At 70.0% G+C, this 20,444-nt stretch carries 20 protein-coding genes and 3 tRNA genes; 12 read left to right on the top strand and 11 right to left on the bottom strand.

Annotated elements, in window-relative coordinates; translation table 11 throughout:
- The first annotated feature begins 6 nt into the window (after window positions 1–6).
- Window positions 7–912, top strand: a complete 906-nt coding sequence (locus tag ACSDQ9_RS05710) for a hypothetical protein (RefSeq protein ID WP_435144730.1) — start codon at window positions 7–9, stop codon at window positions 910–912.
- 388 nt (window positions 913–1,300) lie between these two features.
- On the opposite strand, the gene ACSDQ9_RS05705 is transcribed toward ACSDQ9_RS05710, so the two are convergent.
- The 3 genes from ACSDQ9_RS05705 to ACSDQ9_RS05695 are packed head-to-tail and all read right to left on the bottom strand — an operon-like array spanning window position 1,301 to window position 3,578.
- Window positions 1,301–1,462 carry a hypothetical protein gene (locus tag ACSDQ9_RS05705; RefSeq protein WP_435144727.1) on the bottom strand — a complete coding sequence of 54 codons (162 nt, stop codon included), beginning with the start codon at window positions 1,460–1,462 and terminating at the stop codon, window positions 1,301–1,303.
- A 45-nt stretch (window positions 1,463–1,507) separates the two neighbouring features.
- Window positions 1,508–1,783 (bottom strand): metal-sensitive transcriptional regulator, encoded by a 276-nt coding sequence (locus ACSDQ9_RS05700; protein ID WP_435144724.1) that lies wholly within the window; start codon window positions 1,781–1,783, stop codon window positions 1,508–1,510.
- A gap of 1 nt (window position 1,784) precedes the next feature.
- Window positions 1,785–3,578: an FAD-dependent oxidoreductase gene (locus tag ACSDQ9_RS05695; protein WP_435144721.1), complete on the bottom strand. Its 1,794-nt coding sequence runs from the start codon at window positions 3,576–3,578 to the stop codon at window positions 1,785–1,787.
- A 135-nt stretch (window positions 3,579–3,713) separates the two neighbouring features.
- Here ACSDQ9_RS05695 and ACSDQ9_RS05690 point away from each other — a divergent pair, with 135 nt between their 5' ends.
- The 3 genes from ACSDQ9_RS05690 to ACSDQ9_RS05680 all read left to right on the top strand — a co-directional run bounded on the left by ACSDQ9_RS05690 (window position 3,714) and on the right by ACSDQ9_RS05680 (window position 7,934).
- Entirely contained in the window at window positions 3,714–4,379 is a 666-nt protein-coding gene (locus tag ACSDQ9_RS05690; RefSeq protein WP_435144718.1) for a GntR family transcriptional regulator, read from the top strand.
- Entirely contained in the window at window positions 4,376–5,626 is a 1,251-nt protein-coding gene (locus ACSDQ9_RS05685) for an MFS transporter (RefSeq protein WP_435144715.1), read from the top strand. The genes ACSDQ9_RS05690 and ACSDQ9_RS05685 overlap by 4 nt, the downstream gene beginning before the upstream one ends.
- Before the next feature lie 157 nt (window positions 5,627–5,783).
- Window positions 5,784–7,934 carry a beta-galactosidase gene (locus ACSDQ9_RS05680; RefSeq protein WP_435144712.1) on the top strand — a complete coding sequence of 717 codons (2,151 nt, stop codon included), beginning with the start codon at window positions 5,784–5,786 and terminating at the stop codon, window positions 7,932–7,934.
- A 7-nt stretch (window positions 7,935–7,941) separates the two neighbouring features.
- On the opposite strand, the gene ACSDQ9_RS05675 is transcribed toward ACSDQ9_RS05680, so the two are convergent.
- Window positions 7,942–8,763 carry an NYN domain-containing protein gene (locus ACSDQ9_RS05675; protein ID WP_435144710.1) on the bottom strand — a complete coding sequence of 274 codons (822 nt, stop codon included), beginning with the start codon at window positions 8,761–8,763 and terminating at the stop codon, window positions 7,942–7,944.
- Between the two features lie 9 nt (window positions 8,764–8,772).
- Window positions 8,773–9,360 (bottom strand): carboxymuconolactone decarboxylase family protein, encoded by a 588-nt coding sequence (locus ACSDQ9_RS05670; RefSeq protein ID WP_435144707.1) that lies wholly within the window; start codon window positions 9,358–9,360, stop codon window positions 8,773–8,775.
- A gap of 175 nt (window positions 9,361–9,535) precedes the next feature.
- Here ACSDQ9_RS05670 and ACSDQ9_RS05665 point away from each other — a divergent pair, with 175 nt between their 5' ends.
- From ACSDQ9_RS05665 to ACSDQ9_RS05645, 5 genes are all read left to right on the top strand, one after another.
- Entirely contained in the window at window positions 9,536–10,027 is a 492-nt protein-coding gene (locus ACSDQ9_RS05665; protein ID WP_435144705.1) for a P-loop NTPase family protein, read from the top strand.
- Window positions 10,028–10,120: 93 nt separating this feature from the next.
- Complete coding sequence (locus tag ACSDQ9_RS05660) at window positions 10,121–10,795, top strand: hypothetical protein (RefSeq protein WP_435144704.1); 675 nt, start codon at window positions 10,121–10,123, stop codon at window positions 10,793–10,795.
- Window positions 10,796–10,838: 43 nt separating this feature from the next.
- Window positions 10,839–11,561, top strand: coding sequence for a hypothetical protein (locus ACSDQ9_RS05655; RefSeq protein WP_435144701.1), 723 nt, complete (start codon window positions 10,839–10,841; stop codon window positions 11,559–11,561).
- Between the two features lie 447 nt (window positions 11,562–12,008).
- Entirely contained in the window at window positions 12,009–13,397 is a 1,389-nt protein-coding gene (locus ACSDQ9_RS05650) for an SH3 domain-containing protein (protein WP_435144698.1), read from the top strand.
- A gap of 53 nt (window positions 13,398–13,450) precedes the next feature.
- Window positions 13,451–13,526: transfer RNA gene (locus ACSDQ9_RS05645), tRNA-Glu, on the top strand.
- 52 nt (window positions 13,527–13,578) lie between these two features.
- Here the strand turns inward: ACSDQ9_RS05645 and ACSDQ9_RS05640 are convergent.
- On the bottom strand, window positions 13,579–14,061 hold the full coding sequence (locus ACSDQ9_RS05640; RefSeq protein WP_435144695.1) for a GyrI-like domain-containing protein: 483 nt from the start codon (window positions 14,059–14,061) through the stop codon (window positions 13,579–13,581).
- A 34-nt stretch (window positions 14,062–14,095) separates the two neighbouring features.
- Here ACSDQ9_RS05640 and ACSDQ9_RS05635 point away from each other — a divergent pair, with 34 nt between their 5' ends.
- From ACSDQ9_RS05635 to ACSDQ9_RS05625, 3 genes are all read left to right on the top strand, one after another.
- Window positions 14,096–14,611, top strand: a complete 516-nt coding sequence (locus tag ACSDQ9_RS05635; protein WP_435144693.1) for a mycothiol transferase — start codon at window positions 14,096–14,098, stop codon at window positions 14,609–14,611.
- Between the two features lie 107 nt (window positions 14,612–14,718).
- A tRNA-Asp gene (locus ACSDQ9_RS05630) sits at window positions 14,719–14,792 on the top strand.
- A gap of 64 nt (window positions 14,793–14,856) precedes the next feature.
- Window positions 14,857–14,932: transfer RNA gene (locus ACSDQ9_RS05625), tRNA-Phe, on the top strand.
- 210 nt (window positions 14,933–15,142) lie between these two features.
- On the opposite strand, the gene ACSDQ9_RS05620 is transcribed toward ACSDQ9_RS05625, so the two are convergent.
- The 5 genes from ACSDQ9_RS05620 to purF form a co-directional block, all read right to left on the bottom strand.
- Window positions 15,143–16,441 carry an NAD(P)/FAD-dependent oxidoreductase gene (locus ACSDQ9_RS05620; protein ID WP_435144691.1) on the bottom strand — a complete coding sequence of 433 codons (1,299 nt, stop codon included), beginning with the start codon at window positions 16,439–16,441 and terminating at the stop codon, window positions 15,143–15,145.
- A gap of 104 nt (window positions 16,442–16,545) precedes the next feature.
- Window positions 16,546–17,493 carry an alpha/beta hydrolase gene (locus ACSDQ9_RS05615; RefSeq protein WP_435144688.1) on the bottom strand — a complete coding sequence of 316 codons (948 nt, stop codon included), beginning with the start codon at window positions 17,491–17,493 and terminating at the stop codon, window positions 16,546–16,548.
- A gap of 30 nt (window positions 17,494–17,523) precedes the next feature.
- A complete protein-coding gene (locus ACSDQ9_RS05610) occupies window positions 17,524–17,736 on the bottom strand; it encodes a DUF3073 domain-containing protein (protein ID WP_435144685.1) in 213 nt (70 codons plus the stop codon).
- 144 nt (window positions 17,737–17,880) lie between these two features.
- Entirely contained in the window at window positions 17,881–18,957 is a 1,077-nt protein-coding gene (purM, locus tag ACSDQ9_RS05605; RefSeq protein ID WP_435144682.1) for a phosphoribosylformylglycinamidine cyclo-ligase, read from the bottom strand.
- Complete coding sequence (gene purF, locus ACSDQ9_RS05600) at window positions 18,957–20,441, bottom strand: amidophosphoribosyltransferase (RefSeq protein WP_435144680.1); 1,485 nt, start codon at window positions 20,439–20,441, stop codon at window positions 18,957–18,959. Before purF ends, purM begins: the two co-directional genes overlap by 1 nt.
- Window positions 20,442–20,444: the final 3 nt, after the last annotated feature.

Raw genomic sequence — 20,444 nt, 5'->3', positions numbered from 1 at the left:
CTGGGGATGCTGGCATCCACCCGATCCTCAGGCGGCGGCACCAGCAGCATCCCCGCCGCCCCCGACGAGACCATCGCCGCGATGCGCCCCACCCACCCCAGCCTCGGCGAGGTGCTGGTGGGCCCGGGGCGACCCATCGAGACGATCGAGGCGGCCGTCACCGAATGCCTCGCCCGGCAAGCTGCGGCCCGCACCCTGTACGGCATCAGCAGCAACTCGGCGCCGCCGTGGCTGGGAGTCAACGTCATCATCGACCCCGGCGACTACTGGCCCACCAGCAACCTCGGCTTCCCGCACTGGTGCGCCATCTACGCCGCCGACACCACCAAGCACTCGACGATCATCCACACTGGCCTCGAAACCATCACCGGCTACTGGGAGGGCGTGGACGTCATCAACGAGCCGCCGCCCTACGACGAGAAATACCCGATGCACCTCGCCAACGGCGGCACCACGATCATCGTCCGCTGCACCCTCAACAACAATTACCCGGCATCGGGTGGCGGTGACACGTGGCTCGGCATGGACGGCGGTCGAGCAGGCTGCACCACCGTCTTCTACGACGTCGACGGCACACCCGGCGGGTCGAACCTGCACGGCTGGGGCGAAGGCCAGACGGGGCCGTCGACGGTGTGCTACGTCAACAGCCGCAGCGCCGGCGGCCCGTTCAATGCCGCCAACTTCGCGGGCGGCCCCACCGGGTTCGACAACCCCGGCGACATGTGGGTCGTCGGCGGATCAGCGAAGGGCCTCACCATGGACGGTATCAACCTGCACCTCGACCCGGCGTTCACCCTCGTCGGCGGCGGCACTGTCCAGCGCTCTCACTCCGGCGTCACCGACTCCCGCACCGACTGGCCCATCCCCGTCGGTGGCCTGTCCGCGCGAGATCGGGCGCTCTGGGGCATGTGATGACCAGCCCGCCCGGGCCGCAGTGGCGTCCGCAGCGGCTGTGCCCGCCCGGCACCTGCACCACCTGCGACCACATCCGCACACTGACACCTACTGGCAAAATGTGGCAGTAGACGACAACGCCCCCCGCTCACTCGGAGCGGGGGGCGTTGTTTGCGTGCCAGGGGTCGAGCAGCGCGCCCATGCGGTCGGCCACCGCGTCGAGGCCGCCGCGATAGTCTCGTGCGTGGCATCGCTCGATAGGTATACCCCTGGGCTACCTGAACGGTGTTCAAATAGGCTCCCACTAGGCCACCAAGTGCGGATGCCATTTTCCTTTTAATCCATGGGTCGCGGGTTCGAGCCCCGCTGGGGGCACCCCTCGCGCCTGGGACCCGGACGGTCGTCGTCAGCGGCGCAGCAGCGACGAGAGCAGGCCGCGCGCAGGCGGCTGCTCGTGACCGGGGCAACGCTTGTCGTTCGGCACGCCGCGCATGACCTGGTCGACGTGCTGGCCGCAGCCTGCCCACGTGGTCTTGCCGCAGGTCTGGCAGGTGACTGCTCGACACATGATGATCTCCTTCAGGTGGTGGGGTGGTGGGGTGGCCCGAACCGTTCAGGCCAAGGCGAGGAAGAGCTTCTCGAGCTCATCGGTGGTGAGGCCGTCGCGACCCTCGGCTCCGTCGGGATCGCTGAGGCACTCCTCCATGGCGGTCGCGACGACGACGAAGCCCGCCCGGTTGAGGGCGTGCGTGACGGCCGAGAGCTGGGTCATCACGTCGCGGCACGGAGCGCCCTGCTCCACGGCGGCGATCACGGCGTCCAGCTGCCCGCGCGCCCGCTTGAGTCGGTTGGCGATCTTGCGCTGGGCCTCCTGCTTGGTGGTGCTCATGTCAACTCCTCCCCGCACCGGTGGTCGCGGACGCCGGGGGCGCGAGCACCTCGTCCGCCCTCGCCCCGAGCACGGCGCGCAGGGTGAGGCTGCCGCCGGACAGCGAGGCGGAGTCGAACCCGTGCTGGACGAGCACGCGGTGGGCGATTGCGGAGCGCACGCCGGAGGCGCACATCACTCGCACCGGACGACCGGCGGCGGCCTCGCGCACGTCGTCCAACCGCTCGCGCAGTTCGGTGTGCGGCACGTGCAGGGCGCCCTCCACCATGCCGCCGGCGACCTCGGCCTCCGTACGGACGTCGAGGACGAGCGCCTCGTCGCGCACCCGATCGAGGTCGTGGGCGTCCCACAGTTCGAGGGTTCCGTCGAGCACGTTCGAGCCCAGCATGCCCAGCAGGTTGACCGGGTCCTTGGCCTGGCCGTAGGGCGGCGAGTAGGCGAGGTCGAGGTCGATCAGGTCGCCCACGCGCAGGCCACCGCGCATGGCCGTGGCGAGCACGTCGATGCGCTTGTCGACCCCGTCGCTGCCGACGCCCTGTGCCCCCAGGAGCCGGCCGTCGGCCGGGTCGAGATGAACGGTGAGATGCACCTGGGCGGCCCCGGGGTAGTAGCCCGCGTGCTGGTTCGGGTGCAGGTGCACCGTGCGGAACGGCACCCCGGCACGCTCGAGGATGGCGCGGTTCGCCCCGGTCATGGCCGCGGTCAGGCGTCCCACCCGGACGATGGCCGTGCCCAGCGGTTGCGGGATCGGACGCGCCAGTTCGGGGCGCATGATGTGGTCGGCCACCAACCGGCCGGCACGGTTAGCGGGCCCAGCCAGCGCGACCGGACGCCGCAGCCCCGTGACCGGGCAGCTGGAGATGGTGGCGTCACCCACGGCCCAGACGTCCGGCAATGAGGTACGGCCGTGCTCGTCGGTGACCATGGCACCTTGCTCGCAGGCCACACCGGCGCTCTCGAAGACCGCGGTGTCGGGGCGCACCCCGGCCGACAGCACGATCAGGTCGGCAGGAAGCCGCGTGCCGTCGGAGAGCACGACGACCTCGGACGACTCCCCCGCCGCCGCATCGGCCGTCAGGATCTCCTCGGCGCCCACACCTGTGCGCACGTCGATGCCCAGCCGCACCAGTTCCTCGTGCACCCACCAGGCCTGGTCGTAATCCAGCGGTGGCAGCACGTGGTCGGCGATCTCGACCAGACTCGTCCGCAGGCCGCGTTCGGCCAGCACCTCCGCCGCCTCGACGCCGATGAAGCCAGCCCCCAGCACGACCGCGCTGCGCGCGCCCTCATCGACCATGGCCCGCAGCGCAACCGCGTCCCCGACCGAGCGCAGGGTACGCACGCGGGCGGACGAGGCGAGCCCCCTGATAGGGGGCTGCACGGCCTTGGCCCCGGGAGCGAGCACCAGGGCGTCGTAACCGAGCACCTCGATCCCGTTCGGGGTGGCCACGGTCACCTCGTGGCGCTCGGCGTCGACGGCGACCACGTCGTGACGAGGGCGGACGTCCAGGTCGAGGGCCGCGCGCAGGCGGTCGGGGGTCTGCACCAGCAGCGCATCCTCCTGCTCGATCTCTCCACCCACGAAGTAGGGCAGCCCGCAGTTGGCGAACGAGACGTGCTCGCCCCGCTCGAGGACGATGATCTCGGCCCGCTCGTCGAGCCTTCGGGCACGCGCAGCGCAGCTCATGCCCCCGGCGACGCCACCCACCACCACCAGCCGTCGAGTGGGGTGGTCGGGTCGTGAGTGGTCGGGGTGTCGATCGCCGGAGGGGGCGTCGGTCGGGTGCGAACTCATGCAGGAGACAATACCCCTCGGGGTATTTGAATCCAAATCCGCCCTCTCGCCCTTCCCCAGGCCAGGCTCCGCGACGAGGTTTGCCTCACCCACTCGTTGGATACAAGATGGACACCGCCGACTTGAGGGAGAACCATGAGCGAGAGCGCCGCCGAACGGGCCTACCGTGCCATCCGCGACGGCATCCTCGACGGCACCCACGAGCCCGGCTCCATGCTCGGCGAGGAGTCGCTGGCCCAGGCGATCGGCGTCAGCCGCACCCCCGTTCGAACGGCGCTGAGCCGCCTGCAGCAGGAGGGCTGGATCACCGTTTACCCCAAGCGGGGCGCCCAGGTGGTCGGCCTGGACGACCGGGCCGTCGCCGACCTCGCCGCCGCCCGGCTGCTGCTGGAGACCAACGGGGTGCGACAGGCTTCGTCCACTGCCCGGACGAGTCTCGCCGATCGCCTCTTCCCGCTGGTCACCGGCCAGCGGGACGCCTTCGCCCACCACGACCTGCGCGAGTTCGTCGAGCTGACGATCGCGTTCCACCGGGGGTTCGTCGAGGTGGGCGGGAACTCTGTGCTGCTCGAGTTGTACGACCGGCTGGCCGATCGACACCGGTTCCTGCTGTTCGCCTCCAGCGGGCGCCTGTTGAGCCATTGCTCCGACGTGATCCGCGAGCACGAACGACTCGTCGAGAGTCTTCGGTCTGACGACCTCGACACCTTCGTCGACGTGCTCACCGGCCACATGAGCGAGCTCCCACCCGCCCCGGACGACGCCTTCACCCGCCTCGCCCTCCGCCAGGAACACCCGTGACCTCCACACCCGACCACTCCGCGCTGCAACGCCGTACCCTGACCGTGCTGATCATCACCCAGGTGCTCGGCACCGTCGGGGTGGGCATCGCGCCGTCGATCGGGATCCTGCTGGCCGAGGACGTCACCGGCAACGAGGCCCTGGCCGGGCTGGCCCGCACCTCGAGCACGCTGGGCGCCGCACTGTTCGGCCTGCCGCTCGGCACCCTGGCGGCCCGCCACGGACGCCGCTTCGCCCTCAGCCTCGGCTGGCTGACCGCCGCCCTCGGCAGCGCGTTGCTGGTGGCGGCCGCGCAAAACTCCCTGGTGGTGGCGCTCTTCGCCGGGCTGCTGCTGATCGGGGCCGGGTCGGCCGCCAGCCTGCAGTCGCGCTTCGCCGCCACCGACCTCGCCGAGCCCCACCATCGAGCGCGTGCCCTGGCATTCGTGGTGTGGGTGGGCACCGTCGGCTCGGTGCTCGGGCCCAACCTCGGCGTGCCCGGCAGCGTGGTCGGATCGTGGCTCGGGCTCAATGTCTACGCCGGCGCCTTCGGGATCGCGACGGTGTGCATGGCGGGGGCGGCCGTGGTCGTGGTGGCGCTGTTGCGGCCCGATCCCCTGTTGGTGCTGCGGCGGGAGTCGTCGTCGTCGGACGGGGTGAGCGTGCGCCCGGGACGACGACCTGGCCGGTTCGCAGCCATCGGTTTCGCGGCGATCGGCGTGGAACTGCGGACGAACCCCCGCGCCCGCTACGCCGTGACCGCGATTCTGACCGCGCAGGTGGTGATGGTCGCGGTGATGACGATGACGCCGGTGCACATCGCGCACCACGGTGGATCGATCACGCTGGTCGGGATCACCATCAGCCTGCACGTGCTGGGCATGTTTGCGCTGTCGCCGCTGGTGGGGTGGTTCGCCGACCGGTTCGGGCACCGGGTGAGCATCGGGCTGGGCCTGCTGGTGCTGCTGGCGTCGCTGGTCACCGGAGCCCTGTGGCCCGACTCGATGCGGGCCGTGGTGGTGTGCCTGTTCCTGCTCGGGCTGGGCTGGTCGTTCGTGAGCGTGGCCGGGTCGGCGCTGTTCGCCACCGTGATCGCCGATGATCACCGCGCGGCCGCCCAGGGTGGGGTCGACGCCCTCGCCAACCTGTGCGGTGCGGTGGCGGCGCTCGGTTCGGGTCCGCTGCTGGTCGCCACCAACTTCTCGGTGTTGTCGCTGGTGGCTGTGGTGGCGCTGGTTCCGCTGGCCGTGGTCACGCTGCGCGGCTGAAGTCTGGGCGGCTGAAGTCTGGTGCGGCGGCGAACCAGAACTCGGTTCCAGTTGGCCGATCGGGCCCCGTGCAGGCCTGCCAGAGCAACGGGAACCGACTTTTGGCACTCGCGTGGACGAGCCCCACCGCCCCGATGGCGCTGCCTAGGCTGATCGGGTGACCAGCGCTGCTCCCACCCCTGAACCCCTGGACCCCGAAGCCCACCGGAGCGATCGCCTGAATGATCGCCTGCGCTTCGGCGCCGCCTACTACCCCGAGTACCAGCCACGACTCGATCTCGACCGCGACCTCGATCTGATGAAGGCTGCTGGCTTCACCGTGATTCGGGTCGGCGAGTCGGTGTGGTCGACCTGGGAGCCTCGCGACGGTGAGTTCGACCTCGACTGGTTGCAGCCGACGCTCGACGGGGCGAAGGCGCGCGGCATCGACGTCGTGCTCGGCACCCCCACCTACGCGGTGCCGATGTGGCTGGTCAGCAAGCACCCCGAGATCGCCGGCGAGGGCGCGACCGGCGTGCGGCACCCCTGGGGAGCCCGGCAGGAGGTGGACGTCACCCACCCCGACTTCCTCACCCACGCCGAGCGCGTGATCCGCCAGGTCGTCAGCCGCTACGCCGACCATCAGGCCGTCATCGGTTACCAGGTCGACAACGAGCCGGGCGCGATGCTGTTGCACAACGAGGGCACCTTCCGGCAGTTCCTGGCCTGGCTCGAGCGGAGGTACGGCACGCCGGAGCGGCTCTCGGACGAGTGGGGTCTCGTCTACTGGTCGCACCGCATCACCGACTTCGCCGACCTGTGGCGCCCCGACGGCAATGCCCAGCCGCAGTACGACCTGGCCTGGCGCCGCTTCCAGGACGAGGTGATCACCGACTACATCGGCTGGCAGGCCGACATCGTCCGGGAGTATGCGCGGCCCGGCCAGGTGGTCACCACCTGCATCTCGTTCGACCGGCCAGCGATGGACGAGGTCGAGTTGGCCGCTGGTCTCGACCTGACCGCGACCAATCCCTACTACGCCATGCAGGACCATCTCGATGCCTCGCTGGAACTCGAGCGCCCCCAGCCGTGGATCCGCACGGGCGTGCACGGGTTGTTCGAGCTCGCCGACCGCAGCTTCGGGGTGCGCCAGGAGCGGTTCTGGGTGACCGAGACCAATGCCCAGTCGATCGGCGGCTCGTCCCACCATTTGCCGCCCTACCCCGGGCAGCTGCTGCAGGCGGGCACCGCGCTGGTCTCGCGCGGGGCGGCGATGATCGAGTACTGGCACTGGCACACACTGCATTTCGGCACCGAGACCTCTTGGATGGGCGTGCTCCCGCACAGTCAGGTGCCCGGGCGCATCTATTCCGAGGTGTCGGAACTGGGATCGCTGCTGGGCACCCTCGGCGCGACGTTGCGCGGCTACGAGCCCGACGCCGATGTGGCCCTGCTGTGGTCGAACGACGCCAAGCACGGGCTCGACTTCCAGCCTCCGTGGATCGGCCGCGAGGGTGCCCGGGGGTACGCCCCGCGCAATCCCGATGCCTACACCGACGCCGTCAATGCCTTCCACCGGGGCGTGCTCGAGGCGGGTGGCCAGGCCCGCATCGTGCACGTCGAGCAGGTGATGGGGTGGTCGGCGTCCGAGCTGGTCAAGCGCTTCCCGATGCTGGTGGCCGCGGGTCTCTACGTGGCCGACGACGCGCTGCTGGGGTTGCTCGCCGACTACGCGCGCGCCGGCGGGCACCTGGTGCTCGGGCCGCGCACGGGGTATGCCGACGACGAGGCGCGGGCGCGACTGACCGTGGCCCCGGGTGTGCTCGCGGACGTGGCCGGGGTGCACTACGAAGAGTTCTCGACGCTGGCCCAGCCGGTTCCCGTCGCCGGTGTCGACGGGTTCGAGACACCCGGCGACGCCCGCGCCCTGGCTTGGGCGGACGGCCTGATCGTCGACCACGCCGAGGTGCTGGCGACCTACCGGCACCCCTTCCTCGAGCGCTTCCCCGCCGTCACCCGCGCGATCGCCGGCGAGGGTCGGGTGACCCACGTCGGCACCCTGCCGGACCCGGCCCTGGCGAGGGCCCTGTTCGCCCAGACCATCACGCCCCGCTTCGCCGAGTGGACGCGCCCGTCGTCGGTCACGCTGATGTCCGGAGCGGTCGAGGGCGGACGACGGGTCGTCTTCGCGCACAACTGGGCGCCGGTGGCGGCCACGTGTCTGGTTCCGGTGGCCTCCCATGACCTGCGCGCCGATGCCGACGTGCCCGGCGGCACGACGCTCGACCTGGGGCCGTGGGGGTTGACGGTGCTGGCCGTCGAGGGCTGAGGGGAGGTCAGGTCGCCTTCGTGGTCTTCTTCGCCGGCGCCTTGCGGGTGGCGCGCTTCTGCCTGAGCCTCACCTGCCGCCGACTGCCCTCGGTGCGCGTCTCGAGGTAGGGCTGCTCGTCCACCAAAGAACTGAGCTTGGCGTGCCCGAAGTCGCGCGGGTCGAAGTCGGCGTGGGCGCGGCTGAGGTGCTGCCCCACCGGCCCGAGTCCGCTCCAGCCGTCATCACCCGAGGTGGCGTTGATGGCCTTGGTGAGTGCGCTCTGCAGGTTGATCGTCCGCCCCTCCGGAGCTGACTCCGGTCCGGCGGCACCGCCCTCATCGGCCGCCGCGGGCGTCGGGGCCACCGCCTGGTCGGGGGCCGGGTCGTCCGCGGTGTTCTGTTCGGCGAGCACTTCGAGGAAGATGAACTGGTCGACGGCGCGGCGCAGCGACTCGGGGGTCTTGCGGCGGCCGAGCCCGAAGACGCGCTTGCCCGATTCGCGCAGGCGGGTGGCCAGGCGCGTGAAGTCGGAGTCGCTGGAGACGATGGCGAAGGCCTCGACGTTGCCCTGCCACAAGAGGTCCATGGCGTCGATGATGAGCGCGGAGTCGGTTGAGTTCTTGCCGACGGTGTTCTGGAACTGCTGCACCGGCTGGATCGCGTTGCGCACCAACTCGTGCTTCCACCCGGTCAGCTGGGTGGTCGTCCAGTCGCCGTAGGCACGCTTGACCGTGGGGACGCCGTAGCTGGCGAGCTCCTCGAGCACGGCGCCGATGTGCTTGGGCGAGACGTTGTCGCAGTCGATCAGGACGGCGATGCGGGTCGAACTGGAGGTGTCTGTGTCCACGCAACCACCCTAGCCAGCGGGCGGACGTCCGACGACAACCCAGGAGAGCAGCCGCGGCCCCAGCGAGGCGGCCGTCTGTTCGTCGAGTTGGGCGCCGAGACCGTCGAGCACCGCGGTGAAGAACGCGCGCGCCGCGGCCGCGAAGACGATGTCGGCGACGTCGGCCTCGGTGAGTCCCAGGGCGAGGAGCGCGTCGACGTCGTCCTGCACCACGGACGAGGCGTCGCCCGCGACCTGCGCGGCGAACCGGACGACCGCGGCATCGACCGGGTCGAGCGAGGCGCCGGTCGGGTCGTCCGCCAGGGAATCCAGCGTCGCCTCGTCGCCGCAGACGTCGCGCAGGAAGGTGGAGTGGGCGGCGGTGCAGTAGGTCGAGCGCCGGGCGCGTGCGGCGGCGATGGTGGCGAGTTCGAAGCGGCGGCGGTCCATGCCGTTGCGGATGGTGAGGTTGAGCGTGGCCCACGCCTGGGCGACGTCGGGGCGGGTGGTGAAGCACTGGGCGTAGTTGGGCAGGAACCCCCAACTCTTGCGTTGCGAGGCGAAGTAATCAGCGACGGCACCGGTGGCGGTGGCCTCGTCCGTCTGGGTCAGGAACATGGGGTCATCATGCGCCCGGACGAGGGCGGGGGGAAGGGCTGGATCCTCCCGGGGACGTTCGCCCACTTCACCCTCCCCAGCCGACCGCGCCCTCAGCCCGCGCCGCGATCTGGTGTCCGCAGCCTGATACGGTGCGCCGATGCGATGTGGCAGCGAGCGGACGAGGCTGGTCCTCTTGCGGGGAAACTCGGCCTCGGGCAAGTCGACGGTGGCCCGCCGGGTACAGGAGTCCTTCCCCAAGGGCATGGTGGCGGTCGTGGGCCAGGATCTGCTGAGGCGCGAAGTGTTGAAGGTGGGCGATGGTCCGGACAATCCCGCCATCAGCCTGATCGACACGGTGGCCCGGCATGCGCTGGATGCTGGCTTTCACGTGGTGGTCGAAGGCATCTTGCACGCCCCGTACTACGGCGTCATGCTGCGCGCGTTGGTCGCCGACCACGCGGGAACATCGGCGGCATTCCGGTGGGAGTTGAGCTTCGACGAGACGGTTCGTCGCCATGCCACCAAGCCCCAGGCCGCCGAGTACGGTCCCGACCTGATGCGTAGGTGGTGGACCGATCACGACCCGCTGTCCGGAGTGCACGAGGTCGAGTTCGATGCCGCCGTGACGGCCGACCAGGCCGTGGCCCGGGTGAGGGGCGCCTTCGATTGGCCTTCCCGGCTGTGAGTGACCAGGCGAGCGGCGCCATCGTCCGCTGGCGGCATGAGCCACAAACTGTCATGGCCCCGCGATAGACCTGTTCTCGAGAGGAGGAGGCAGATGCCCGCACTGGTGCTGTACCTGGCGATCGGGGCCGTCTGGGTCGGCGTCGGCCAGGCGATCCGGCAGGTGCTCGTCCCGAGCGAGGAACGCGCCCGATCCGGACTCGGGTCGACCCTCGGCTGGGCGGTGGCGTGGCCCATTCTCGCGCCGACCGCGGCGTGGAGCGCGCGCCAGCGAGCCGAGCCGCAACCCGAGGAGCTCCATCGCGCAGACCCGGCCCGCATCGCCGCCCTCGAGAAGGAACTCGGCATGGCGCCCCCCGAACCCGAGCCGCAACCCGCGCCACCACCTCGGGTGGATCCGCCCTCGATCACCTCCTTCGACCTCGCGCACAGCCAGCTGCCCACGTTCGGGGACTCGAATGCCTACTGGCTCGCCTCCCACACCATCGAGGACGACCCCCGCTCCGCGGTCTCGCTCTCGAACACCCAGAAGGACCTCACCATGCTCGTGCGCCAGCTCGAGGAGAGCGCGGCCCACCACGACGATGCGAAGTTCGTGGCCGAGGTGACCCGGATCGCCCGCCGGGTGGGGCGGCTCGAGCGGGGGCTCGGCGCCCTCGTCCCCGGGTTGTCCTACGCGAGCTTCGGGCGCGGCGTCAAGACCTGCATCGACACCCGCGGCGCGCTCAGCGAGATCCTCGAGGACGAGGTGCACCGGCGTTGGGGCTGACCCTGTCGGCCGCTACGAAGACCACGCCACGTAGGCTCGTCCCATGACCAGCACCGTCCAGGGAGTCCTCGCCATCCTCGCGGTCGGGCTGCTCGTCCTGACCGTGGCCGCCCTGGTCGACTGGCGGTCCAAGCGCCGCGCCGACCGCGAGCTGTCGTCCCCGCCCACCAGCGAGACCCCCGACGGCGAGCCGCTCCCCACGCCCGACTACGTCAGCGCCGACGAGCTCGAGCGCAGCGCGGTCACGCCCGTCCCCCTCACCCCGGACGAGGCCTCCGCCCTGGCCGCGGCGAGCACCTCTCCGGCCACCCTGCACTTGACCACCGGCCTCGCCGACCCCCGTCAGGCGACCCGCACCGACCCGGCGGCACCCGACCGGCGGGCCATGGTGCTCACCCACCCGTTGTTCCTCGTCGTGCGCGACGGCATCGGCTCCCCGCAGGAGGCCATGCAGACCCTCGAGCGCGCGGCCCGGAGCAAGGAACCGCTCGTGCTCGCGTCGTCCGCCATCGACCCCGAGGTGGTCGACCTGGTCACCGTCAACGTGCGGCAGGGCATCCTCGACGCGGGCACCCTCGTGCTCGCCGACGAGGATCTCGACCGCCTCGCCACCACCACCGGCGCCACCGTGGTCCAGCGGTCCGACCTGCAGGCCGGCTACGTGCCGCACTCCGCCTACGGACGCGCGGCGTGGGTGAGCGCCGATGCCGGGAGCACCACCGTCGTCCCCGTCGACCCTCCCGAGGAACCCTCGACCGAACAGTGAACTGTCAATCAAGACTTCACCCCGGCGCGCCACGCGTGACCACCCCGAGCTGACCCCGGGCAACTCTCAGGTTTTGCTCAGCGAACCGCACCCCCACGCCACCGGGCAAACACGGCATCCCACCTTGCCACACTGCGTTTCACGACCCACGGCGCACCCTCCCGCGCCCCCAAAATGACATTGGCGTAGTTTTTGGGCATTTCACGGCATGTCGGCTTGCGGTCGTAGTCCCCCTCGAAATTGTCGGCTTGTGGAGGTATGCGGCGCGGCCTACTTTGCTCGCGTCGACGACCGAACTCGTCCCCACGGGCACCCGCCCAGGGGACGGGGGGCGTGGTGGCGGTGCACTCCCCGACCGATCGGGGCGCGCCCTGTCGCCGGGGAAGACGCCTGCGGTCGGCGGCACTGACCTGCGGCAGGGAAGGCCGCACGGAAGGAGCCCCCACCATGCTGCGCCCCCCTGTCAGCTTGCGCCGCCCAATCAGCCTGCGCCCCCTGCGCCTGGCCGTCTCCGCACTCGGCCTCGCCGGCGCGATCGCCGCCTCGAGTGTGGCCATCGGCCCGTCGGCCATCGCCGACTACAGCACCCTGCGCGCCACCACCGCCGTGAACGTGCGCACCAAGCCCTCCACCACGGCGCCGATCATCGGCGTCCTCTACCTGGGCGGCACCGTCAAGCAGACCGGTCCGGTCAGCAACGGCTGGGTGCCGGTGACCTTCAACGGCCGCTCCGCGTGGGTCTCCGCCAACTACCTCACGGGCGTCCGCGCCACCGAGTCGGCCCCGGTCAGCCAAGCCGGCACCACCGGCACCCGCACCGTGACCGAGGCCCTGAACGTGCGCACCGGCCCCACCGTGACCTCCCGCAAGGTCGGCCTGCTGCAGCGCGGCTCGACCGTCACGCTCACCGGATTGGTGAACGCCAGCTACAGCCAGATCCAGTGGCAGGACGGACGCGCCTGGGTCGCCACCGCGTGGCTCGGCTCGCCCGGCACCAGCAGCGGTTCTGTCTCGACCCCCTCGGCCAAGAGTCAGGGACGAGCCACCGCCGATCTGATGATCCGCACGTCGTCGGGCACCAACTTCACCTCGCTCGGTGACATTCCCAAGGGGACCATTCTCAACCTGACCGGCAAGAAGGCCACCGGTGTCGTCGAGATCATCTGGCAGGGCGCCCTGCGCTGGGTCAACGCCAACTACGTGGCCCCGATCAGCACCAGCCCGGTGGTGACCACGCCGACGCTTCCGAAGATCATCGGCACCCAGTACGCGACGGCGGCCCTCGACATCCGCACCACGTCCGGCTCCGACTCGAAGACGATCACCGAGGTGCCCATCGGCACCGCCCTCAGCGTGACCGGCGTCGTCCAGAACGGACGAGCGCAGATCGTCTACCAGGGCGCCGTGCGCTGGGTGACGGCTCGTTACCTGAGCTCGACCAAGCCACTCGGCAACCTCGACCCCACCTATGGCGGATCGGTCGGTCTGGTGGGGCTGCCGAACAACACCTACCAACTGCTGGTGACGGTGCGGTCGACCTGGCCGCAGATCAAGACCATCTACGGCATTCGCCCCGACACCATTCCCGATCACCCCAGCGGTCACGCTCTCGACCTGATGCTGCCCAGTTGGAGCACCAGCAGCGGCAACGCGCAGGGCTGGGAGATCGCCAAGTGGGCGCGCGCCAACGCCAACAGCCTCGACATTCAATACATCATCTTCGACCAGCACATCTGGAACCGCGACCGCGACTCCGAGGGCTGGCGACTGATGGCCGATCGGGGTGGCGCCACGGCCAACCACAAGGATCACGTGCACATCACCACGCGTTCCTGAGCACGCTCGGGATTGGAGCCTTCGCGCCGTTGCCCCTAGACTTGCCCGGCCGGGTCCCCATCGTCTAGCGGCCCAGGACACCGCCCTTTCAAGGCGGCAGCGCGGGTTCGAATCCCGTTGGGGATGCCAAGCACCACCAAGCCCCCGTCGAGCACTGCTCGGCGGGGGCTTCGGCGTGTGCTCAGGCCAGCAGTCGGAACACGTCGATCGGGTAAGAGCCGTCAGCCCCCGGCTGCCCGTAGACCTCCCAACTCTCGGAAGCGAACCTCTCTCCCGCCCCCGCTTCCCCCGCCCCCGCTTCCGGGCCCCACGCGTCGAGCGCGCGGTAGGCGGCGTCAATCGTCGCGGGGCCGTCCTCGTGGATCACGTGCGCGGCTCGTCCGCCGGGCAGCTGGGAGGCCACGATCCGACCGACCTCGGGTGCCTGACCAGCCACCTCGACACCGATCTCCACCCCCACCTCAGCCCCGGAGCCGGCGGTGGGCGCGCGGTAGACCATCACGCTTCGACCCGGACGAGTCTGCGGGTGCTGCTTGAGGTGGTCCCACACCTCCCCCAGCATCACGGGCCACTGCTCGCGGAACTCGGCCCAGGTCAGGTCGGCACGCACCACCATCGTCGCAGTGGGCTCGCAGGTCACCACGTCAACTCGACTCGAAGTCATGCCTCGACCCTAGGCACGACGTAGTGTCGCGAGCATGGACTACCGCGACATTCCCATCACCGACTGCCTCAGCGGCGGCGAGGCCGAGATGCTGTTGTTCGCACTCGACCGGGTGCACCGGCAGTTCGCGTGGAAGTCGGGAGGGCTCACGGCCGCGCAGCTGGGCCAACGCCACGCCCCCTCGAGTCTGACCATCGCCGGCACGATCCTGCACCTGGTGCGGGTCGAGGAGATGTGGACCGCCTCGGCCGAGGGACGCGCGCCCGACCTTCCGGGCCCCCGCGACTCGGAGTGGACGGTCGCCGCCACCATGGACCCCGACGAGCTCTACTCCCTCTGGTACGCCACCATCGCCCGCTGTCGCGCGACTTGGGTCGAGCTCGCCGCCGACGGAGGGCTCGATGAGTTGGTCACCGACGACCCCGGCTACCCCGTGAGTCGCCGCCGGCGCCTGGTCGACATCCTCGAGGAGAACCTGCTGCACACCGGCCAGACCTCGATCGTCCGGGAGGCCATCGACGGGCTGGTGGGCAACGATCCGCCCGACTGAGCCGACGGTCGGGCTCGATTGGCGAACTCGGCGCGGTTGTGGCTATTCTTCTCTAGCTGCCTGTTGCAGGGCAGCAGGCAGAGAACCGCAAGGTTCGAGGGCCGCAAGGCCCCGTAGCGCAGTTGGTTAGCGCGCCGCCCTGTCACGGCGGAGGTCGCGGGTTCGAGTCCCGTCGGGGTCGCTCAAGCGATGATGTCTCGCACATCATCGCTTTTCTTCTCACTGAGGCTTCTCGGTGAGGGGATGGCCAGGTAGCTCAGTTGGTAGAGCGTTCGCCTGAAAAGTGAAAGGTCACCGGTTCGATCCCGGTCCTGGCCACCACCACCCCGCTCCGGCGGGGTTTTTTGTTGCGCCAAGGCCCAGGCCATGCCCCCCGAGCACGCGTTTGCCTCCCGAGCGCGCGTTTGTCCCTGTTGCAACGGCGGCAAACGCACGTTCGACAGGCAAACGCGATGGGGGGCGGACGACGCGACCCGCGGTGGGGGGCGGCGGACGACGCGGCCCGCGCCGGCCTCAGTCCTGCTCGCGTCGTCAGTCCTGCTCGCGGCCCAACTCGGCCGGCGAGGGAGTGATGTCACCCATGATGCCCGTGGCAGACTTCGGCCAGGTCAGGTAGCGCACGCCCATGTTGATCATGGCCTGCAGCCGGTTACGCCCGCCCAGCAGCGACCGCAGGTGCACCACCACCCACAACACCCAGGCCGAGTAGGCCCGCAGCGTCGGCCCGGGCTGCCCGTTGGCCTTGTTGGGGAACTGCAGCACGGCGTCGAAGCGGCCGATCGTGGCCATCGTGCCCTTGTCGTGGTACTCGAAGGGGGCGGAGGCTCGTCCGTCGATGCGGGCCTGGATGGTCCGGGCGACGTGCACCCCCTGCTGCAGGGCGGGCTGCGCCAACTGCGGCAGCGGGTCGTCCTCGATCAGGGCGGCGTCACCGATGGCGTAGATGTTGGTGAAGCCCTTCACGGTGAGGTCGCGGTCGACCAGGATCCGTCCGCCACGGCCCTGCGGCATGCCCCACCCGGACACGACCCGGTGGGCGCCGACACCCGCGGCCCAGACGACTACGTCGACGTCGAGGGTGCCGCCGTCGGCGAAGGTCACCAGGTCGTGGTCGACCTTCGAGATGGCGGTGTCGAGGCGCACGTCGACGCCACGCTTGCGCAGCTCGGCGAGGGTGTAGTCGCGCAGACCCCGCTCGAAGGGCGCCAGCAGCGCGGGACCCATCTCGACCAGCACGACGCGGAAGTTGTCGATGTGGATCTCGGGATAGACCACCGGCAGGGCCTCGGACTTCATCTCGGCCAGGGTGCCGGCCATCTCGACACCGGTGGGCCCGCCGCCGACGACCACCACCGTGAACCGGCGGTCGGGGTCGCGCTGGGCGGTCAGCTGCTCGAGCCCGGAGTAGATGATGTCGCGCATCTCGATCGCCTCGCCGCGCGTGTAGATCGAGCGGGCATTCTGCTCGGCGCCCTCGATGCCGAAGAAGTTGGCCCCCACCCCCGGCGACAGCACCAGGTGGTCGTAGGCGATCGGCTCACCGCGGCTGACGATCACCTGCTGGTTCTCAGTGTCGATCGAGTTCACGGTGGCCCGCCGGAACGACACCCGGCCGATGTCGTGGTTCGACGCGAACCGTCGCAGCGAGTAGGTGATGTCGCCCGGGTTCAACCCGCCCGTGGCCACCTGGTACAGCAGCGGCTGGAAGGTGGTGTAGGGGTGTCGGTCGATCAGGGTGACCCGGAATCCGGCCTTGGCGAGCGTGGTGCTGGCATTGAGCCCGGCGAACCCGCCACCGACGACGACGACATGCTGATCACGATGCGGCATGTCTCCAGTGTCTCACCGCGAGCCCGTCCGGCAGGAATTCGGCGGCATCGGCGGCTTTCGGCCCTCGGACGAAACCCCGCTCAGCCGCGGGTCTCGGGAAGGCCTCAGAGCACGTAGGCCCGTAGCCAGCGTTCCAGCTGCTCGAAGACCGTCGCCCGCACCTTCTCACCCGAGAGCACCAGGTCGTGCATGCCGTCGGTGATGCGCACCACCGTCACGTGGGGGCCGAGGCGCACCGACTGACGGGCCAGCTTCTCGACGTCCAACACGGTGTCGGTGGTCTTGGCGGTGGGCGCATAGGTGCGACGGAAGCTCGTCCGATGACTCACCATGCTGAGCACCGGGGTGTCGATGGCGAGCCCCTTGGTGACCTCGGCGTGTCCAGCCATGATGGCGCGCATCCAGCCCACCCGAATCAGGTACGACGGGTGCTGCTTCAGCCCGAGGTCGAAGTCCCACTCGCCGTCGAGGGAGCGATGGATCGAGCGGGCGTAGATGCCCGAGTCGGGCAGGGGGAGCACGGTGGTCGGGTAGCGAGAACCGAAGCTCTTCATCATGGGCCCGGTCAGGGCTTTCACGGCCGGCGACCCCTGCAGGTCGAGCCATGGCGAGTTGAGCACGACGCCGTTGAACTGCCCCGGCCGCTGGTTCGCCCACAACGAGACGGTCAGGCCACCGGTCGAGTGCGCCATCAGGGTGATCTCGTCGTGGTCGGCCGCCACCACGGCGTAGGCCTCGTCCAACTCGTCGAAGTACTCGTGCAGGTCGGTGATGAAGCCGCCCAGCTGGCCGTCGCGCAGCGATCGTCCGTAGCGCCGCAGGTCGACGGCATGGAAGTCGAAGCCGAGGCGATCGAAGAACTCGGCCAGGTGGGTCTGGAAGAAGTAGTCCGACCAGCCGTGCACGTAGAGCACGGCGCGCCGGTGACGCGGCGGGTGCTGGCGCACCAGCGTGGCCGTCAGCTCGGTGTCGTCGGGCTCACCCTCGGCCACCACCGGATCGTGCAGTGTCAGCCGACACTGCTCGTAGCCGGGCAGCAACGCATCAGGCAACCAGTCGACCATGGGCGTCACCGGGGTCGGTCAGCGACCCTCGTCGTCCTCGTCATCGTCGTCGACGTCCCACTGCGCAGCGAGATCTGCGTACTGGTCATCATCCATCTCGACGAACCTCGAGTCGTCGGGTGATTCGCTGCGGAGCTCACGCTCCAAGGAAGCAAAATCTGTGTCCACCGAGCGATACTTCAGATCGCGGGCAACCTTGGTCTGCTTCGCCTTTGCACGGCCGCGCCCCATGTGGGTCGACCCCCTCGCTGTGTCCCTCGCGGGCAGGCCCGCGGAAATGTGTGTCAACTGTCGTGAGTGCAAGGGTAGCGGAGCCAGCACCCCCAACCAAAGTGATTCCGCCTGCAGCGAGTCCGCCCGCGCACCGGCCGCGCGTCAGGCGTGCTCGCCGACCAGTTCCACTCCGTCGCGGGCCTCAACGCGGCCACAGATCCACGAGTCGACCCCGCGCTCGGCGAGGCTGCTGCGGGCGGCGTCGACCGCCGCCTCGGGCAGCACGACGGCCATGCCGACGCCCTGGTTGAGGGTGGCCTCGATGTCGGCCTGGGCGAGGTTTCCGACCCGCTGCACCAGCTGGAAGACCGCCGGCGGAGTCCAGGTCGACCGGTCGACGACGGCCCCCAGCCCGGCAGGGAACACCCGTGCGAGGTTGTTGGCGAATCCGCCGCCGGTGATGTGGCTGATGGCGTGCACGCCGTCGCCGGGCTCGGTTCCGCGGGCGGCCTTGATCATCTCGAGAATGTCGAGGGCATACACCTTCGTCGGCGTCAGCAGCGCCTCACCCAGCGACGTGCCCAGCTCGTCGACGTGCCGGTCGAGCGACCACCCGGCCTCGTTCAGCAGCACATGCCGCACCAGTGAAAAACCGTTCGAGTGCAGACCGGACGACGCCAGCGACAGCACCACGTCGCCGGCGACGATGCGGTCGGCGCCCAGGATCTGGTCACGCTCGACCACACCCGTGGTGGCCCCGGCCACGTCGTACTCGTCTGCCCCCAGCAGGCCGGGGTGTTCGGCGGTCTCACCGCCCAGCAGGGACGCCCCGGCGGCCTCACAGGCCGCCGCGATGCCGCCGACGATGGCCGCGATCCGCTCGGGCACGACCTTGCCGCAGGCGATGTAGTCGGTGACGAACAGCGGCTCGGCGCCGGTGACCACCAGGTCGTCGACCAGCATGCCGATCAGGTCGAAGCCGATGGTGTCGTGCTTGTCGAGCGCCTGCGCGATGGCGACCTTGGTGCCGACCCCATCGGTCGAGGTGGCCAGCACCGGCTGGCGGTAGTTCTTCAGCGACGAGGCGTCGAAGAACCCGGCGAACCCGCCCAGCCCGCCGAGCACCTCGGGGCGCCGGGTGCGGGCGACGGAGGCCTTCATCAGCTCGACGGCGCGGTCACCGGCCTCGATGTCGACACCGGCCCGCGCGTACGCCGACTGGTTCTCGCTCTGGCTCATCAGCAGTCTCCTGAAACGTGGTCGACGGGCGTGCGCACGGGGTAGACCCCGTCGAAGCAGGCCCGGCAGAGGTTTTCCATGGGCTGGTGGGTGGTCTTGACCAGACCGTCGAGCGAGACGAAGCCGAGCGAATCGGCGCCGATCGCCTCGCACATCTCGTCGACGCTCATGCCGGGCGCGAGCAGTTCCTCGCGAGTGGCGAAGTCGATGCCGTAGAAACAGGGCCACTGCACGGGCGGCGCCGAGATGCGCACGTGCACCTCGGTGGCGCCGGCCTGCCGCAGCATCGACACCACCTGCCGCTGCGTGTTGCCGCGCACGATGGTGTCGTCGACGACCACCAGGCGCTTGCCCTTCACCACGCTGGCCAGCGGGTTGAGCTTGAGCCGAATGCCCATCTGCCGCATCGTCTGCGAGGGCTGGATGAAGGTTCGTCCGACGTAGGCGTTGCGCACCAGACCCTGCCCGTAGGGGATCTTCGACTCGGCGGCGAAACCGATGGCCGCAGGGGTGCCCGACTCGGGGGTCGGGATGACCAGGTCGGCCTCGACCGGGTGCTCCTTGGCGAGCGTCTTGCCCACCTTCACCCGCACGTTGTGGATGCGCCGGCCCTCGAAGGTGGTGTCGGGGCGGGCCAGGTAGACGTACTCGAACAGGCAGTGTTTCGGCGCCTGGTCGGCGAACCTGAGCGAGCGCAGACCCTCGTCCTCGGTGATCACGACCAGTTCGCCGGGAGCGACGTCGCGGACGAACTCGGCGCCCACGATGTCGAGCGCCGCCGTCTCACTGGCGACCACCCAGCCGCCGCCGCTCAGTCGTCCGATGGCCAACGGACGAATGCCCTGCGGGTCGCGCGCCGCGAACAGGGCGGTCTCGGTCATGAAGGTCAGGCAGAAGGCGCCCGTGAGCTGCGGCAACACCTCGAGGGCGGCCTGCTCGACGCCTGCGGCACCGCCCACTCCCCCGCGCTCGACGGCAGGATGCGTGGCCAGCAGCGCCGTCAGGATCGAGGTGTCATTGGTGGAGTCCATGCGGTTCTTGTGCGGCACCTGGCCGGCGGGCATGCGGGTGGCGAGCACCGCCTCGAGCTCGTCGGTGTTGGTGAGGTTGCCGTTGTGGGCCAGCGCCAGCCCGCCGTTCTCGGTGGGCCGGAAGGTCGGCTGGGCGTTGTTCCAGACGGACGCTCCGGTGGTCGAGTAGCGGGTGTGGCCGATGGCCAGGTGCCCGGGCAGGGAGTTGAGGGCGGCCTCGTCGAAGACCTGACTGACCAGGCCCATGTCTTTGAAGACCATGATGCGTTCGCCGTTGGAGACGGCGATCCCGGCCGATTCCTGACCGCGGTGCTGCAGCGCGTACAGACCGAAGAAGGTCAGCTTCGCGACCTCCTCGTCGCGGGCGAGCACCCCGAAGACTCCGCAGTGATCCTGCGGGCCGCGGTCATGCGGGTCGAGTTCATGGGTGAGCAGACCGTCGGGGCGTGGCACGCA

It is taken from the genome of Aestuariimicrobium soli (assembly GCF_051192575.1).
GTDB classification, from domain to species: Bacteria; Actinomycetota; Actinomycetes; order Propionibacteriales; family Propionibacteriaceae; genus Aestuariimicrobium; species Aestuariimicrobium soli.
This window is presented reverse-complemented; position numbering and strand designations above follow the sequence as displayed.